The organism is Micromonospora maris AB-18-032 (genome assembly GCF_000204155.1).
Classification (GTDB): domain Bacteria; phylum Actinomycetota; class Actinomycetes; order Mycobacteriales; family Micromonosporaceae; genus Micromonospora; species Micromonospora gifhornensis.
Genome location: NC_015434.1, coordinates 859926 through 875158, shown reverse-complemented (window position 1 = coordinate 875158; position 15233 = coordinate 859926). Strand labels below are relative to the sequence as shown.

Sequence of the window (15233 nt, the reverse complement as noted above, 5' to 3'; positions counted from 1 at the left end):
GCGACCGGGCGCGGACGCCCGCGCGATCCGCACGCGGACAGCAACCAGCGCCCGGTGTCGACGTCAGATCGTCACCGGGCGCTGCGGCGGCGCTCAGGCCGGGGCGACAGCCCGCGAGCGACGCATGGTGAGCACATACTCGACAAGCGAGATCAGCACGTGCTTCGTCGACTCCCGGTTCCGGGCGTCGCAGGCCACCACCGGCACGTCGTTGGAGATCGCGAGGGCCTCCCGGACGTCCTGCGGGTCGTGGTACTGCATCCCGTCGAAGCAGTTGATGGCCACCAGGTACGGCAGCCGCCGGTGCTCGAAGAAGTCGATCGCCGCGAAGCAGTCGGCCAGCCGGCGGGTGTCCACCAGCACGACCGCGCCGATCGCACCCCGGACCAGTTCATCCCACATGAACCAGAAGCGGGTCTGACCCGGCGTACCGAACAGGTACAGGATCAGGTCGCGGTCGATCGAGATGCGGCCGAAGTCCATGGCGACCGTGGTGGTCGTCTTTCCCGGCACCTGCCGGGTGTCGTCGACGCCCACCCCGGCGGAAGTCATGATGGCCTCGGTGGTCAGCGGCGTGATCTCCGAGACCGAGCCGACGAGCGTCGTCTTGCCGACGCCGAATCCGCCGGCGATCACGATCTTCGCCGACGTCACGCGCCCGCTCGGGGCCGGCGGCCGGTGCGACATGTCAGAGCCTGCGAAGTCCACTCAGCACCCTCTCCAGCAGTTCAGTGCCCACCGCGTCGTCCGAGTCGTCCAGGATGGTCGGCTCGTGGACCGCGACCAGGCCGTCCGTCGCCATGTCGGCGATGAGCACCCGGGCCACGCCGAGCGGAAGCTGCATCCGCGCCGCGATCTCGGCGAGCGACTGCACGCGTCCGTCACACAGCGCGGCGATGTACTGGTGTTCACGGCCTTGACCGCCGTTGCCAGTGGCAACGGCACGACCGCGCACCGTCGTCTCGACCAACGCCTCCAAGGCGATGTCGAGGCGGGGTCGGGTACGACCGCGGGTAACGGCGTATGGACGGACCAACGCACCGGTCGGCTCGTCACGATCCATGTCGCCGCTCACCTCCTTCGTACCCGGCACCGGAACCCACCGGTGCTACCCGTCGTATGCAGTGTTGTCGCCCCGCCCGCCCCACCGGCTGGCGCGACGATCAGCCCATCATCCCCACAGCCGTACGTGGCTGCGGGGTCAGGGCGTCACCCACCCGGTCTACGAGCAGGGCCATTTCGTAGCCCACCTGTCCCACGTCGCAGCTGCGTGCGGCGAGCACCGCGAACGACGAACCGTCGGAGATCGACATCAGGAACAGGAAGCCATTGTCCATCTCGACAACGGTCTGCAACACGGCACCGCCCTCGAAACACCGGGCCGCACCCTGGGTCAGGCTGACCAGGCCGGAGGCGATCGCCGCCAGCTGGTCCGCCCGGTCCCGCGGAAGGTCTCGTGACGACGCCAGGAGCAGACCGTCCGCGGAGACGGCGACCGCGTGCGCGACACCGGGTACCCGATCGGCGAAGTTGGCCAGCAGCCAACCGAGGTCCTGCGTACTAGTCATCCTTCTTGCTCCTTCTGCCTGCTCCCGGCCACCGGGCCTGAGCCAGACTGCGAGGATTGCTGCCCGCCCGGAGTCCCCTCCGGGCCGGTCGGGTTGCCGTCCGACGGGTGGCTGCGCCCCCGCTGGACACCCCGGTGGTAGGCGGAAAGCAGTCCGCGCACCGACTCCGGGTTACGTCGCTGCACCGAGTTGGTGGGCTTCTCCACCGCGCCCGGAACGAGCTGCGCCATCGGCGTGCGCTTGGGCAGCCCGGTCTGGGTGGTGCCGGCGGGCGGCGCCTGACTGGCGGCGGAGGCCGCCCGCCAGCCGTCGTCGGCCGCAGTCTGCCACACACTCTCCGGCGACGGCGGACGGTAGGTGGGCCGGCTCTCAGCACTGCCCGGGCGAGGGCCGCCGTTCGCCGCAGCGCCGTTCCCGCCCGCAGCTGTCGGAGTCTCTGCCATCGGTGCGTTACCTGTCGTTCCGGTCTGGTTCTGCGTACTGGGCCGACCGACCGGGTCGACCGAGGAGAACTGCTGGGTAGGTGCCCCGTTCGCCGCCGGTTGGCGGGCACCTGCGGACTCCTCCGGGCCGGGACGGCGGGTACGGAACCACGCCGACTCGAGCTCCCGGAAGATCGGCAGCTCCATCGTCTCATCCGCGTACCGCTGTCGGTTCTGCGCCTGCGCCGGCGTGGGCACGGTCGGCTGCGCCGGCCTGGTCGGCTGTGCGGCCGGACGTGGCACCCGAGGCAGCTCGGTGGTCATGTCCAGCGCGGCGGCCAGCCGCTCGGGCACCGCCGGAGCCGCCTGCTCTGCGGCGACCGGGGGCCAGGCGGGGGGTGCCGGGGTCGCGGGGCCGGCCGGTCCCGCGGACACCGGCCGCTGCGGCAGCGGGCTGCCCGGCGGCGTCGAGATCGGCGCGGCCGAGACCGGCTGCCCGGAAACCGGGGCGGCGGAGACCGGCGGGGCCGAGTACGGAGTGCCCGAGACCGGCGGCGACGAGACCGGCGGAATCGGTGGTGCCGACACCGCGGGCGGCGCGTACGGCGCGACCTCGGGGCTGCTCGACAGCTGACGGGGAACGGACGGCTGACCACCGGTCTGCTCGTCGGCGACCCGCCGCTGCGGCAGTGGATCGGTCGACTGGCCACCCGTAGGGCGCGGGGTGAAGCTGTTGCCGCCGGTGACGCCGCTCGCCCCGGTCAGGTCCGACCAGGCGGGCAGGTTGCCCGCACCCGCCGGAGTGCCCGAACCGTTGCGGTTGGCCGGCTCGAAGGGCCGACCGCCGAGGGTCACCTGGTTACCCGAGCCGCCGGATCGTTGCGTCGGCACCGAGGGCGCGGCCGGCGCGGCCGGCGCGCTCGGGCCGTTGCCGAGGGCGGGCAGGGCACCGAAGGCCGGGCTCGGCCCGGGCAGCGGTGCGGCCGGGGCGGGCAGGGCGGCGGGATGCGGACCCCGACCGGAGAGCGCCCGGGGCACCAGCACCGTCGGCGGCAGCGTGACATCGGCCACCGTGCCCCGATCGGTGCCGGGGCGCAGCTCGACCTTGACCGCGTGCCGGGACGCCAGCCGGGCGACCACGACCAGCCCCATCATCCGGGACACGGCCACGTCCACCTGCGGCGGCGTGGCCAGCCGCTCGTTCAGGTCGGTCAATTGCTCGGGGCTGATCCCGATGCCGCGGTCCTCCACGTACAGCGAGGCGCGGTCGCCGACCCGGCGGGCCTCGACCAGCACCTGCGAGTCCGGCGGTGAGAATGCGGTGGCGTTGTCGAACAGCTCGGCGACGAGGTGCACGAGGTCGTTGACCGCGTGCGCGGCGACCTCGATGTCCCGGTCGATCACCCCGAACTCGATCCGGGTGTAGTGCTCGACCTCGGACTGCGCGGCGCGCAGCACGTCGATCAGTGCGGCCGGCTCGCGCTGCACCCGGGTCGAGTCGGCACCGGCGAGGACCAGCAGGTTCTCGTCGTTGCGGCGCATCCGGGTGGCGAGGTGGTCCAGCTGGAACAGCTCGGCCAGCCGGTCCGGGTCCTCCTCGCCGCGCTCCAGCCGGTCGAGGTGCCCGATCAGCCGGTCGACCAGGATCTGGGACCGGCGGGCCAGGTTGACGAACATGGTGGCGACCGAGGCCCGCAGGGCGGCCTGTTCGGCGGCGGTACGGACGGCCTCCAGGTGGACCGCGTTGAACGCCTCGGTCACCTGGCCGAACTCGTCGCGGCTGCGTACCGGCAGCGGCTCGGCGATCTGGTTGGCCAGCTGCACCGGGGAGAGCTGCCCGGTGACCTGCGGGTCGCGCAGCCGGGCGACCGCCTGGGGCAGCCCGTACTGGGCGATGGAGAGCGCACCCTGGCGCAGCTCGCGCAGGGAGCGAGCCATCGAGCGGGCCACCAGGTACGCCAGGATGACGGCCAGCAGCAGCATGGTCAGCAGCAGGCCGGTCTCCAGGAACACCTGACGCTGCACGTCGGAGCGGAGTTCGGCGGCCTGGTCCTGCACGTCGGCGTCGAACTTCGCCTCGACCGTACGGATCAGCTTGCCGTTGGCGACCAGCGCCGCGTCCCACTGGTCGGCGTTGAAGGAGACTCCGGAGAGGTCCGCCGAGGTGTCGGCGTTGACCTGGCTGATGTAGATGGTCGCCTGCCGGCGGTCACCACCGCCGATGGTCTGGGCGTGGAACTCCGCCTCCTCCTCGGTGGCGACGGAGGTGAAGCTCTGCTGCGCCTGCTGCTGACCGGTCTCGCTGGCGATGTAGTCAGTGCGCAGCGCGGAGCTCATGCCGCGCTGGAGCGCCCGGTGCACCACCACCCGGCGTACGGAGAGCCACTCCTTCTCGCGGGCCACGGCGGCTGCCGCCCGCATCCGGTCGCTGAGCTCGTTGTCGCCGGCGAGCTGGCTGGCCGAGTCGCGGATGGTGAGCAGCTGGTTGATCAGCTCGTCGTACGACTGGAGCGCATCAGTGATCTTGAACTTGCCGTTGAACACCTGACTGCGGGTGCCCGGCAGGTCGGCCAGCCGCCCGTCGATCTGGTCGAGCAGCCCGGCGAGGCTGACAGGCAGGTCGGTCAGCTCGGAGCGCTGCTGCGAATAGGGGCCCTTGTCGTCGTCGACCCGCTTCGCAACCTCGTTGTAGAGGGCGGAGTACTTCTTCTTCGCCTCCGGCTCGGGCTGCCCCGCCTGCTGCGGCGGCACCCCCAGGAGCAGCACCGCAGCGGTCCGCTCGTCCTGCAGGCCGTCCACCAGCTCGCCGGAGTAGCCGATGAGCTCGGCGAGGTCACCGGCCCGGTTGGCGTCGTTGAGCGAGTCCAGGTGGTCGAACAGGCCGCTGGTGCCCACGACGACCGTGGCGATGGTCGGCACGATCATGATGAGACCGAGCTTTGACCAGATCGGCATGTCGCGGAGCCGACCGACCGGCCGGCGCAGGCGCGACAGGAAGGAGCCTGCCGTCTTCGGCCGTTTGCTCACGTCACCGCCCTCGTGATTGCTGCGTCGGCGTTGCTCCCGGGCAACGCCCAGCGGCCGACCCGGCGGGTCGGACCATCCGAGATTCCATCACGCTCGTCGGCAAAGAGAAAGCCCAGGTTGGCCCCAGCTGGCGGTGTGATGAGATGTTGATGCAATTTGATCGCAGTCCGTCTGTCCGGAGTCACTCAGAGTAATGATCACCCAGCGCCGAGTCATCCTACTTGCTGGCCCTTCTGGCTCCGGAAAGTCGTACATAGCGCGACGAACCGGACTTCCCGTCCTCTGCTTGGACGACTTCTACAAGGACGGCGATGACCCTACGTTACCTCGACGGAACGGGCAGATCGACTGGGAGTCACCCGCTTCCTGGGACGCGGACAACGCTGTCGAGGTCATTGCGCGACTCGTCCGGGACGGCAAGGCAGACGTACCCGTCTATGCCATAAATGAGGATCGTCGGGTGGCCACCCGACGATTTGATCTGGCCGATGCGCCACTTTTCGTAGCCGAAGGGATTTTCGCTGCGGAGATCGTCGAGGAATGCCGCCGACGCGATCTACTCGCCGGGGCGTACGCCCTGCGGCGGCCCCGGAGCGCGACCTTCCTCCGGCGGTTGAGCCGGGATCTCGCCGAGCAGCGCAAGGGCCCCCGGGTGCTGTTGAGTCGCGGCGTGGCGCTGCTCCGCGCCGAGCCGGCGGTGCTGCGCCGGCAGACCGGACTCGGCGCGGAGGCCGCCCGCGGCCGGGAGGTGCTGCGTCGGGTGGCCCACCTGCTCGCCGGTCATCCGCCCGCGCGGTGATCCCCGCCCGGCCCGGCCGTCACGCCAGCAGCTTCGCGTACGCCGGCTTGATCACCTCGTCGATGATCTGCAGCCGCTCGTCGAACGGGATGAAAGCGCTCTTCATCGCGTTGATGGTGAACCACTGCACCTCGCGCCAGCCGTAGCCGAAGGCGTCGCAGAGCAGGGCCATCTCCCGGGAGACCGAGGTGCCGCTCATCAGCCGGTTGTCGGTGTTGACGGTGACCCGGAACCGCAGGTCACGCAGCAGCCCGATGGGGTGCTCGGCGATCGAGGGGGCGGCACCGGTCTGCACGTTGGACGACGGGCACAGCTCCAGCGGGATCCGCTTGTCCCGCACGTACGCGGCCAGCCGACCGAGCACCGGCTCGGGACCCGGCGTGATGTCGTCGACGATGCGTACGCCGTGACCGAGGCGGTCCGCCCCGCACCACTGGATGGCCTGCCAGATCGACGGCAGCCCGAAGGCCTCACCGGCGTGGATGGTGAAGTGGAAGTTCTCCCGCTGGAGGTACTCGAAGGCGTCCAGGTGCCGGGTGGGCGGGAAGCCGGCCTCCGCACCGGCGATGTCGAAACCCACCACACCGTGGTCGCGGTGCCGCACGGCCAACTCGGCGATCTCCTGCGACCGGGCCGCGTGCCGCATCGCGGTGAGCAGTGTGCCGACCCGGATCGGCGTACCGGCCTCGGCGGCCAGGGCGCTGCCCTCGACGAATCCGGCCAGCACCGCCTCGACCACCTCGTCCAGGCTCAGATCCCGTTCCAGGTGCTGCTCCGGGGCGAACCGCACCTCGGCGTAGACCACCCCGTCGGCGGCCAGGTCCAGCGCACACTCCCGGGCGACCCGACGCAGCGACGAGGCGGTCTGCATGACGGCGACGGTGTGCGCGAAGGTCTCCAGGTAGCGCTCCAGCGACCCGGAGTCGGCCGCCGCCACGAACCAGCGCGCCAACTCCTGCGGGTCGGTGGTGGGCAGCGGATGCCCGACCTCGGCGGCCAACTCGATGATCGTCGCAGGTCGCAGGCCGCCGTCCAGGTGGTCGTGCAGCAGCGCCTTCGGTGCCTTGACAATGTCCTCGTAGCGCAGAGTCGTCGCCATGGTCTGACCCTAGTCCCCGCCGCCGTCCGTCCCCACCCGACGCCGGGGACAATGGCCTGGTGACCGCACCTGGACCGGACCCCCGGGTCGTCGACCGTCTGCGTTGCCCGGTCTGCGGCGAAGGGCTGACCACCGCCACCGCCGGCACGGCCGATGCGCTGCGCTGCCCCCGCCGGCACAGCTTCGACATCGCCCGGCAGGGCTACGTCAACCTGCTCACCGGTCGTTCCCCGCACGGCGGCGACACGGCGGAGATGGTCGCCGCCCGGACGCAGTTCCTGGAGGCGGGCCACTACGACACCATCTCCACCGCCCTGGCCGAGGCCGCCGCGCACCACCTGACCACCTCGCACGCCCCTTGCTCTGCTTCAACGGACGCAATGGACAGCGGGCGGAAGCGTTGCGTGGAGGTAAGCAGAGCAAAGGGGGCGGACCACCGTGTCCCGGCCGTCGACGGTACGGCGACTGAGGCGTACCCGCTGGTGGTGGAGGCGGGTGCCGGCACCGGCCGGCACCTTGCGGCGGTGCTGGCGGCGGTGCCTGCGGCGGTCGGCCTGGCGCTGGACATCGCCAAGCCCGCGGTGCGTCGGGCCGCGCGGGTGCACCCGCGCGTGACCGCGGCGCTGGCCGACACCTGGCAGCGGCTGCCGCTGGCGGACGCCTCGGCGGCGCTGCTGCTCAATGTCTTCGCGCCCCGCAACGGAAAGGAGTTCCACCGGGTCCTCGCCCCGTCCGGGCGGCTGCTGGTGGTGACCCCGGCCGCCGACCACCTCACCGAACTGGTCGACGCGCTCGGTCTGCTGCGGGTCGATCCGGCCAAGGCGGACCGGGTGGCGACCAGCCTCGGCGAGCACTTCACCGAGGAGTCGACCACCCTGCACCGGCAGGAGCTGACGTTGTCCGGCCCGGAGGTGACCACCCTGGTCGGCATGGGTCCGAGCGCCTGGCACACCGATCCCGCGGGGTTGGCCGCCCGGATCACCGCCCTCGGCGAACCGGTCCGGGTGACCGTGGCGGTCCGACTCGGGGTGTACCGGCCCCGCTAGGTCCGACTCGGGGTGTACCGGCCTGCTAGGTGGAGAGGTCGACCTCTTCCCAGCCCGGCGGTTCGTCGTGGTACGGCCCGCGCAGGATCACCGCCCACTCCAGGGCCCACCGCCGCTGGCCGATCGCGTTGGCGTCGACCAGGCCGGGCAGCCGTCCGCCGGAGCGATCCACCTCCAGGTACGCCCAGTCCAGGCAGTAGTGCAGGTCGAGCAGGGCCGCCGCGTCCGCCGGGTGCTGCGGGGCAGCCAGGATGCGGGAGCGCCACTGCGGGAAGGTCTCCCCCTCGGCGATGTTCGGCAGCCGTTCCACCAGCCGCTCGTCCACGGCCATGGTGGGGTCGAGCTGTTTGGTCAGGCCGAGCACCCAGGCCAGTGAGAACAGCGCGTCGTGGTGCAGGACGAACGAGCGGTGGTCGCCCTTGGCGCCGGTGACGAATTGGAACTCCGGCGGGGTCACCATCTCCACCAGGTGCGAGGCGAGCAGCCAGCTCATCGCCGCCTGCGGCGGCATGCCGAAGCAGCGGGCCAGGATCAGGTGCAGCACCGCGATCCGCGCCTCGATCTCCGCGGTGGGACGCAGCTCGATCCGGTCGCCCGGCTCCCAGACCAGCGGGAACTGCGGAGGTGGCAGCGGTAGCCGCAACCGGGCCAGCTCCTCCAGGCTCGCCTCACGCACTTCCCGGGGGTCCGGGGCAGGAACGATCACAGCAACATCCCTGTCTGCTCACGGCGTCTCACGCCGATGGTCCCCCCTGGCCTGCGACAATAGCCGCCCGGATGGTCGGGCACCATGGGGCCGACGGACCCGGTTGAGTCACTCGACGCGTTCGATCACCAAAGGCGTCGCCGCCGGTGGCCGCGCCTCGATGGTCACCGCCGACGCCGCCTCCGCCAACGCCGCCGGGATCGTCTCGGCCCGCTCGGCCCGCAGCTCGTACAGAGGCTCGCCGGCCCGCACCGGATCACCGGGACGTTTGTGCAGCACCACACCGGCAGGGACACTCACCGGGTCCTCCTTGCGGGCCCGCCCCGCGCCGAGCCGCCAGGCGGCAACCCCCATGGCGTACGCGTCGACTCCCGCCACGTAGCCGTCGGCGTCCGCCCGGACCACCTCGACCTCGGGCGCCTGCGGCATCGGCGCGTCCGGGTCACCGCCCTGCGCGCGGATCATCGACCGCCACACGTCCATCGCCCGCCCGTCGCGCAGCGCGGCAGCCGGGTCGGCGTCGGTCAGCCCGGCCGCGTCGAGCATCTCCCGGGCCAGGGCCAGGGTCAGCTCCACCACGTCGGCGGGGCCGCCACCGGCGAGCACCTCGACGGACTCGGTCACCTCGACGCCGTTGCCGATGGTCAGGCCGAGCGGGGTGGACATGTCGGTGAGCAGGGCCACGGTCTTCACGCCGTGCGCGCCACCCAGCTCCACCATGGTCCGGGCCAGCTGCCGGGCGTCATCGACGGACTTCATGAACGCGCCGGAGCCGACCTTCACGTCGAGCACCAGCGCGCCGGTCCCCTCAGCGATCTTCTTGCTCATGATCGAACTGGCGATCAGCGGAATCGCCTCGACGGTGCCGGTGACGTCGCGCAGCGCGTACAGCTTGCGGTCGGCCGGGGCCAGTCCGGACCCGGCGGCGCAGATCACCGCGCCGATGTCGCGCAGCTGCGCGATGAACTCCTGGTTGCTCAGCGCGGCCCGCCACCCGGGGATGGACTCCAGCTTGTCCAGCGTGCCGCCGGTGTGCCCGAGCCCGCGCCCGGACAGCTGCGGCACCGCCGCGCCGCACGCCGCCACCAGCGGCGTCAACGGCAGAGTGATCTTGTCGCCGACCCCGCCGGTCGAGTGCTTGTCGACTGTCGGCCGAGCCACCGACGACAGGTCCAGCCGCTCACCGCTGGCGATCATCGCGGCCGTCCACCGGGCGATCTCCGGCGCCGTCATCCCGTTGAGCAGGATCGCCATGGCCAGCGCCGACATCTGCTCGTCGGCCACCGCCCCCCGGGTGTACGCATCCACCACCCAGTCGATCTGCGAGTCGGAGAGCACCCCCCCGTCCCGCTTCACCCGAATAACATCAACCGCCGCAAAACCACTCACCATTGAGTCCAATCCCTATTCACCCCGCCAGCAGTCACACACCATCGGCAGCGAGCACAAGTCGATCATCGGTCCGACACCGACGGACGGCCCGTACCGCGCACGGGTCGGGGGCCTGCCGTGCCCGGCGGAGGGATCAAGCCTGACCGCCCGGAGCCGGGTACGGCAGGCCCCCGACCCCCACCGCAACCATGAACTCAACCCCAGCGAACCGGAATCTCCGCCGGCGGCTCACCCTCACCGGCCCAGAAGATGGTGCCGGACGCGTCCACCACCACGACCCGGGGCGTCCGCGCCAGACCCCAGCTGATCGCCTCAGCCGGATCGTCCCAGCTCGGCCCCTCCTCCAGCACCCCGGTCTCGGCGCCCGCGTCGTCGCCGGACGACCGCTCCCAGTACGCCGTCCAGACCTGCTGCCCGGCGGAGAGGTCCGGGTGCACGAAGACCGATCCCCGGCCACGCCAGGCGGCCAGCCGGGCGGGTACGACCGGCACCGGATCTTCACCGGTCACCGCTTCGAGGTCGGCGACGTCGAAGGCGTGCGGCAGCAACTCGGCCATCCGCAGCGGGCCGCCCTTGGCCTCGATCAGGCATTCCGGGCCGCCCTGCTCCCAGAGCAGCTGCCGGCAACGCCCGCACGGCATCAGCGGCTCACCGGTGGCGTCGACGCAGGACAGCGCGACGATCCGGCCGCCGCCGGTGGCGTGCAGCGAGGAGACCACGCCGCACTCGGCGCAGAGCACGACACCGTACGCGGCGTTCTCGACGTTGCAGCCGACCACCACCCGGCCGTCGTCGACGAGTGCCGCCGCCCCCACCGGGAACTTCGAGTACGGCACGTACGCGTGCCGCATCACCTCGGTGGCCGCGGCCCGTAGCCGCCCCCAGTCGATCTCCATGGTCTGCTCCCCTGGCTCAGCCCTTGATGTACGGCTTACCATCGGCGGCCGGTGCCCGCACCCGGCCGACCAGCCCGGCCACGGCAAGGATCGTCGCCAGGTACGGCAGCATGGCCAGGAACTGGCCGGGGATCACACTGTTGATCGCGCCCAGGTAGGTGGCCAGCTGGTCGGCGAAGCCGAAGAAGAGCGCGGCGAGCAGCGCTCCGGTGGGGCTCCAGCGCCCGAAGATCAGCGCGGCCAGGGCGATGAAGCCCTTACCGCCGATCATGTTCTTGGTGAACGAGAAGAGCGCCAGCGTGTACGACGCACCACCGATACCGGCGATCGCGCCCGCCATGATCACGTTGCGGTAGCGCAGCCCGAGCACCTTCACGCCGAGGGTGTCCGCCGCCGTCGGGTGCTCGCCGACGGACCGGGTCCGCAGCCCCCACCGGGTCCGGAACAGCGCGATGTGGATCACGAGCACCAGCACCAGGGCGAGGTAGAGGAAGATGTTGCCCCGGAACAACGCCGGGCCCAGCACCGGGATGTCCGACAGCAGCGGAATCTCCCAGTTGCTGAACCGGGGGGCGCTGTTGTAGCGGGCCGCGTCGGTCTGCATCAGCCGCTCGTAGAGGAAGCCGGTGATGCCGAGCGCCAGCAGGTTCAGCACGATGCCCATGACCACCTGGTCGACCAGGTACTTGATGGAGAACACGGCCAGCAGCAGCGAGATGAACGAGCCGCCGATCGCGGCGGCGACCAGCCCCACCCAGACGCTGCCGCTGATGCTGCCGAACAGCGCGCCGCTGAACGCGCCCATCAGCAACTGCCCCTCGATGGCCACGTTGACCACGCCGGAGCGTTCGCAGAGCACACCGGCCAGCGACCCGAAGATCAGCGGCAGGGCGAGCAGGAAGGTGCCGCGCACGATGTTGACGAGCGGCATGAAATTCTGCCCGGTCGGTGCGGCGGAGACCTGCCAGCACAGGAACGACAGCACGAACGCGACCAGACCCACCGCGAGCACCGGGATGAACCAGCGCTTCGGCAGCCGGGCCAGCATCGCCGCACCCGCGGCGAGCGTGATCAGCCCGAAGAGAACCGCCCCGACCGTGCCGTTGATCTCCAGCGCGGCCCCGGCGGCGTCCTCGCTGAGCGTGAAGCGGGCCTGCTCGCCGGTGGCGAGCGCGCCGAACAGCACCGTGGCCAGCAGGCCGAGCGCCAGCAGCACCAGGCCCACCTTGCGGGTACGGGTCCAGTAGCCCTCGTCGACCGCGGCGACGGCGACGTCGGGAACAGCCATGGTGGACATGCCTCACCAGCCCTTCGCGAGGCTCGTCTGCAACCGGGCGGCCCGCGCGGCCCGGAGCTGGAAGATCGCCTTCACCAGGGCCGGTGCGGCGATGAAGATGACGATCAGCGCCTGCAGCACGGTGACCAGTTCCAGCGAGATCCCCGAGTACGACTGCATCCGGTTGCCGCCGGCCTGCAACGCGCCGAACAGCAGCGCGGCCAGGGCGACACCCCACGGTTTCACCCGGCCGAGCAGGGCGACCAGGATGCCGTCGAAGCCGATCTGGGCGATCACCAGCGGGGTCAGCGCGGCGGCGGTGGTGCCGAGCACCATCTGCGAGCCGCCGAGCCCGGCCAGCGCCCCGGCGAAGACCATGACCAGGACGTACGTCCGGGTGACGCTGATGCCCGCGGTACGGGCCGCGTCCGGGTTGGCACCCACCGCCCGCAGCTCGAACCCGAGGGTGGAGCGGTTGAGCAGCCAGGCGACCGCCCAGGTGGCCAGTACGGCGAGGAGGATGCCGCCGTGCGCCCGCAGCGGCTCGTCGAACAGGCGCGGCAACTGGGCCGAGGCGTCGACCGGCCGGCTGATCGCGTCGGTACGGTTCGGGTCCTGCACGCCCTTCTGCACGATGAGCCAGGTCAGGAAGTAGACCGCGATGTAGTTGAGCATGATCGTGTTGATCACCTCGTGGGCGCCGGTGCGCGCCTTGAGGATGCCCGGGATGAAGCCCCAGACGGCGCCACCGAGGGCCCCGGCCAGCACCGCGACCAGCAGGTGCACCACGGGGGGCAGCGGCAGCAGGAAGCCGGCCAGCGCCGCCAGGACGACGCCCATGATGGCCTGCCCCTGGGCGCCGATGTTGAACAGACCGCCCCGGAAGGCAAGCGCCACCGACAGGCCGGTGAAGACCAGCGGCGCGGTGTACGTGAGCGTCTCCGAGATCGGGTTCAGCGCGGCGGTGAGGGTGGTCGCGCCCGGGTCGAAGACCGAGCCCTTGAACAGGTTCGCGTACGCCTCACTGACCAGCGTCCAGCTGGCGTTTATCGCGTCCGACGGGCGGGCCGTGATGTAGGCGTAGGTGGCCAGCACGTCCGGATCGGAGATGATCATCAGGACGGCGCCGACGACCATCGCCAGCACCAGCGACAACAGGGTCACCGTGAAGGTGTTGGCGGCCCACAGGTTCTCCAGGAACAGCCGTCCCAGGGTGGGGCGCTGCTCCGGTGCGGTCGGCGTGGTGGCGGCTTCGGCCTGCTCGGTGTTGCCGAGCGTGACCTGGGCGGCCTGCTCCTCGCTCGCCGGCTCCTTGTCCGGGGAGCCCGGCTGAAGGTTGTCGGTCATGCCTTCTCGTCCTTGCTGCCTGGCCCCTCGGGACCTGACGCCACGCCGTCGGTGGTCGCCGGGGCGTCGCCCGTCGAATCGGGGGTGATGCCCGCCATCAGCAGGCCGATCTCCTCGCGGGGGGTGTCCGGGCCGACGATGCCGATGATCTGGCCGCGGTACATCACCGCGATCCGGTCGGCCAGCCCGATCACCTCGTCGAGTTCGCTGGAGACCACCAGCACGGCGGTGCCGACGTCGCGCTCGCGGATGATCCGGCTGTGGATGAACTCGATCGAGCCGACGTCCACACCCCGGGTGGGCTGGGCGGCGATGAAGAGCTTCAGCGGCCGGGACAGCTCCCGGGCCACGATCACCTTCTGCTGGTTACCGCCGGAGAGGGTGCCCACCGGCGCCTGTGCCGAGGAGGTGCGTACGTCGAACTGCTCGATGCGTTCCCGCGCCGACCTGGCGATCGCGTCCGGCTTGATCGACAGGCCCCGGCCGAACGGCGGCCGGTCGTAGATGTCCAGCACCAGGTTCTCCGCCACGGAGAACTCCTTGACCAGCCCGTCCACGCTGCGGTCCTCCGGGACGTAGCCGACGCCGGCCCGGAGGACCTTCTTGGTCGACCAGCCGTCGATGCGCTGCCCGTCGAGGGTCACCGTGCCGGCGAGCAACGGGCGCAGACCCATGATCGCCTCGATCAGCTCGGTCTGGCCGTTGCCCTGTACGCCCGCGATGCCGAGCACCTCGCCCGCGCGTACGGTCAGGTCGACGCCGTCCACCGCGCGGACCTGCCGGTCGTCGTCGACGACCAGCCCCGCGACCTCCAGGACCGGCTCGCCGGGGGTGGCGGGGGTCTTGTCCACGGTGAGCCGGACGGTACGGCCGACCATCAGCGCGGCCAGTTCGTCGCGGCTGGCCTGCGGCGAGGCCGTGCCCACGGTCCTGCCCCGCCGGATCACGGTGATCCGGTCGGCGATCGCCTTGACCTCGCCGAGCTTGTGGGTGATGAAGACGATCGACTTGCCGGCGGCCTTGAGCGACCGCATCACCGCGAGCAGGTCCTCGGTCTCCTGCGGGGTGAGCACCGCCGTCGGCTCGTCCAGGATGAGCAGGTCGACGTCCCGGGTGAGGGCCTTGACGATCTCCACCCGCTGCTGGACGCCGACCGGCAGGTCCTCGATCATCGCGTCCGGGTCGACTCGCAGGTTGTACCGCTGCGACACCTCGGCGACCTCGCGGCGGGCCCGCCGCCGGTCCAAAAACCCGGCGATGCCGCCGCGCACCTGCTCGGCACCGAGCATGATGTTCTCGGTGACGGTGAAGACCGGTACGAGCATGAAGTGCTGGTGCACCATGCCGATGCCGGCCGCGATGGCGTCGGACGGCCCGCGCAACTTCAGCGGCTCGCCGTCGACCAGGATCTCGCCCTCGTCGGGCTGGTAGAGCCCGTAGAGCACGTTCATCAGAGTCGACTTGCCAGCACCGTTCTCGCCGAGCAGGGCGTGAATCTCTCCAGGCTCCACCGTCAGGTCGATGTGGTCGTTGGCGACCAGATCACCGAACCGCTTGGTGATGCCGCGCAGTTCGAGTCTCAGCGCAACCTCCTGGGAGTGCGAAGCGATGGTGCAGCGTAGCCGCTGGCGAACGGGGCACGGCGCCGACCCGGC

General features: G+C 71.1%; 13 protein-coding genes. 2 read left to right on the top strand and 11 right to left on the bottom strand.

What is annotated here, in order from left to right:
- Positions 1–93: 93 nt before the first annotated feature.
- From VAB18032_RS04120 to VAB18032_RS04105, 4 genes are all read right to left on the bottom strand, one after another.
- Positions 94–687, bottom strand: coding sequence for a GTP-binding protein (locus VAB18032_RS04120; protein WP_013731523.1), 594 nt, complete (start codon positions 685–687; stop codon positions 94–96).
- A gap of 1 nt (position 688) precedes the next feature.
- Positions 689–1063, bottom strand: a complete 375-nt coding sequence (locus VAB18032_RS04115) for a DUF742 domain-containing protein (RefSeq protein ID WP_013731522.1) — start codon at positions 1061–1063, stop codon at positions 689–691.
- Positions 1064–1163: 100 nt separating this feature from the next.
- Positions 1164–1568 (bottom strand): roadblock/LC7 domain-containing protein, encoded by a 405-nt coding sequence (locus VAB18032_RS04110; protein WP_013731521.1) that lies wholly within the window; start codon positions 1566–1568, stop codon positions 1164–1166.
- Positions 1565–5017 (bottom strand): sensor histidine kinase, encoded by a 3453-nt coding sequence (locus VAB18032_RS04105; RefSeq protein WP_013731520.1) that lies wholly within the window; start codon positions 5015–5017, stop codon positions 1565–1567. The genes VAB18032_RS04110 and VAB18032_RS04105 overlap by 4 nt, the downstream gene beginning before the upstream one ends.
- Before the next feature lie 193 nt (positions 5018–5210).
- On the opposite strand from VAB18032_RS04105, the gene VAB18032_RS04100 reads away from it, so the two are divergent.
- Positions 5211–5816, top strand: a complete 606-nt coding sequence (locus VAB18032_RS04100) for a uridine kinase family protein (protein WP_043719664.1) — start codon at positions 5211–5213, stop codon at positions 5814–5816.
- Positions 5817–5835: 19 nt separating this feature from the next.
- On the opposite strand, the gene VAB18032_RS04095 is transcribed toward VAB18032_RS04100, so the two are convergent.
- A complete protein-coding gene (locus VAB18032_RS04095) occupies positions 5836–6915 on the bottom strand; it encodes an adenosine deaminase (RefSeq protein WP_013731518.1) in 1080 nt (359 codons plus the stop codon).
- Between the two features lie 59 nt (positions 6916–6974).
- Between VAB18032_RS04095 and VAB18032_RS04090 the strand changes: the two genes are divergently transcribed.
- Positions 6975–7961, top strand: coding sequence for a putative RNA methyltransferase (locus VAB18032_RS04090; RefSeq protein WP_013731517.1), 987 nt, complete (start codon positions 6975–6977; stop codon positions 7959–7961).
- A 25-nt stretch (positions 7962–7986) separates the two neighbouring features.
- Here the strand turns inward: VAB18032_RS04090 and VAB18032_RS04085 are convergent, their stop codons facing one another.
- The 6 genes from VAB18032_RS04085 to VAB18032_RS04060 form a co-directional block, all read right to left on the bottom strand.
- Positions 7987–8667, bottom strand: a complete 681-nt coding sequence (locus VAB18032_RS04085; protein ID WP_013731516.1) for a DUF4272 domain-containing protein — start codon at positions 8665–8667, stop codon at positions 7987–7989.
- 108 nt (positions 8668–8775) lie between these two features.
- Positions 8776–10056 (bottom strand): thymidine phosphorylase, encoded by a 1281-nt coding sequence (locus VAB18032_RS04080; RefSeq protein ID WP_043722944.1) that lies wholly within the window; start codon positions 10054–10056, stop codon positions 8776–8778.
- 197 nt (positions 10057–10253) lie between these two features.
- Positions 10254–10955 (bottom strand): cytidine deaminase, encoded by a 702-nt coding sequence (locus tag VAB18032_RS04075; RefSeq protein WP_013731514.1) that lies wholly within the window; start codon positions 10953–10955, stop codon positions 10254–10256.
- A gap of 16 nt (positions 10956–10971) precedes the next feature.
- Positions 10972–12252: an ABC transporter permease gene (locus tag VAB18032_RS04070; RefSeq protein ID WP_013731513.1), complete on the bottom strand. Its 1281-nt coding sequence runs from the start codon at positions 12250–12252 to the stop codon at positions 10972–10974.
- A 3-nt stretch (positions 12253–12255) separates the two neighbouring features.
- The gene (locus tag VAB18032_RS04065; RefSeq protein ID WP_013731512.1) at positions 12256–13578 is read right to left on the bottom strand and encodes an ABC transporter permease; all 1323 of its coding nucleotides are present in this window, start codon (positions 13576–13578) and stop codon (positions 12256–12258) included.
- Positions 13575–15101: an ABC transporter ATP-binding protein gene (locus tag VAB18032_RS04060; protein WP_332416470.1), complete on the bottom strand. Its 1527-nt coding sequence runs from the start codon at positions 15099–15101 to the stop codon at positions 13575–13577. Before VAB18032_RS04060 ends, VAB18032_RS04065 begins: the two co-directional genes overlap by 4 nt.
- Positions 15102–15233 lie beyond the last annotated feature (132 nt).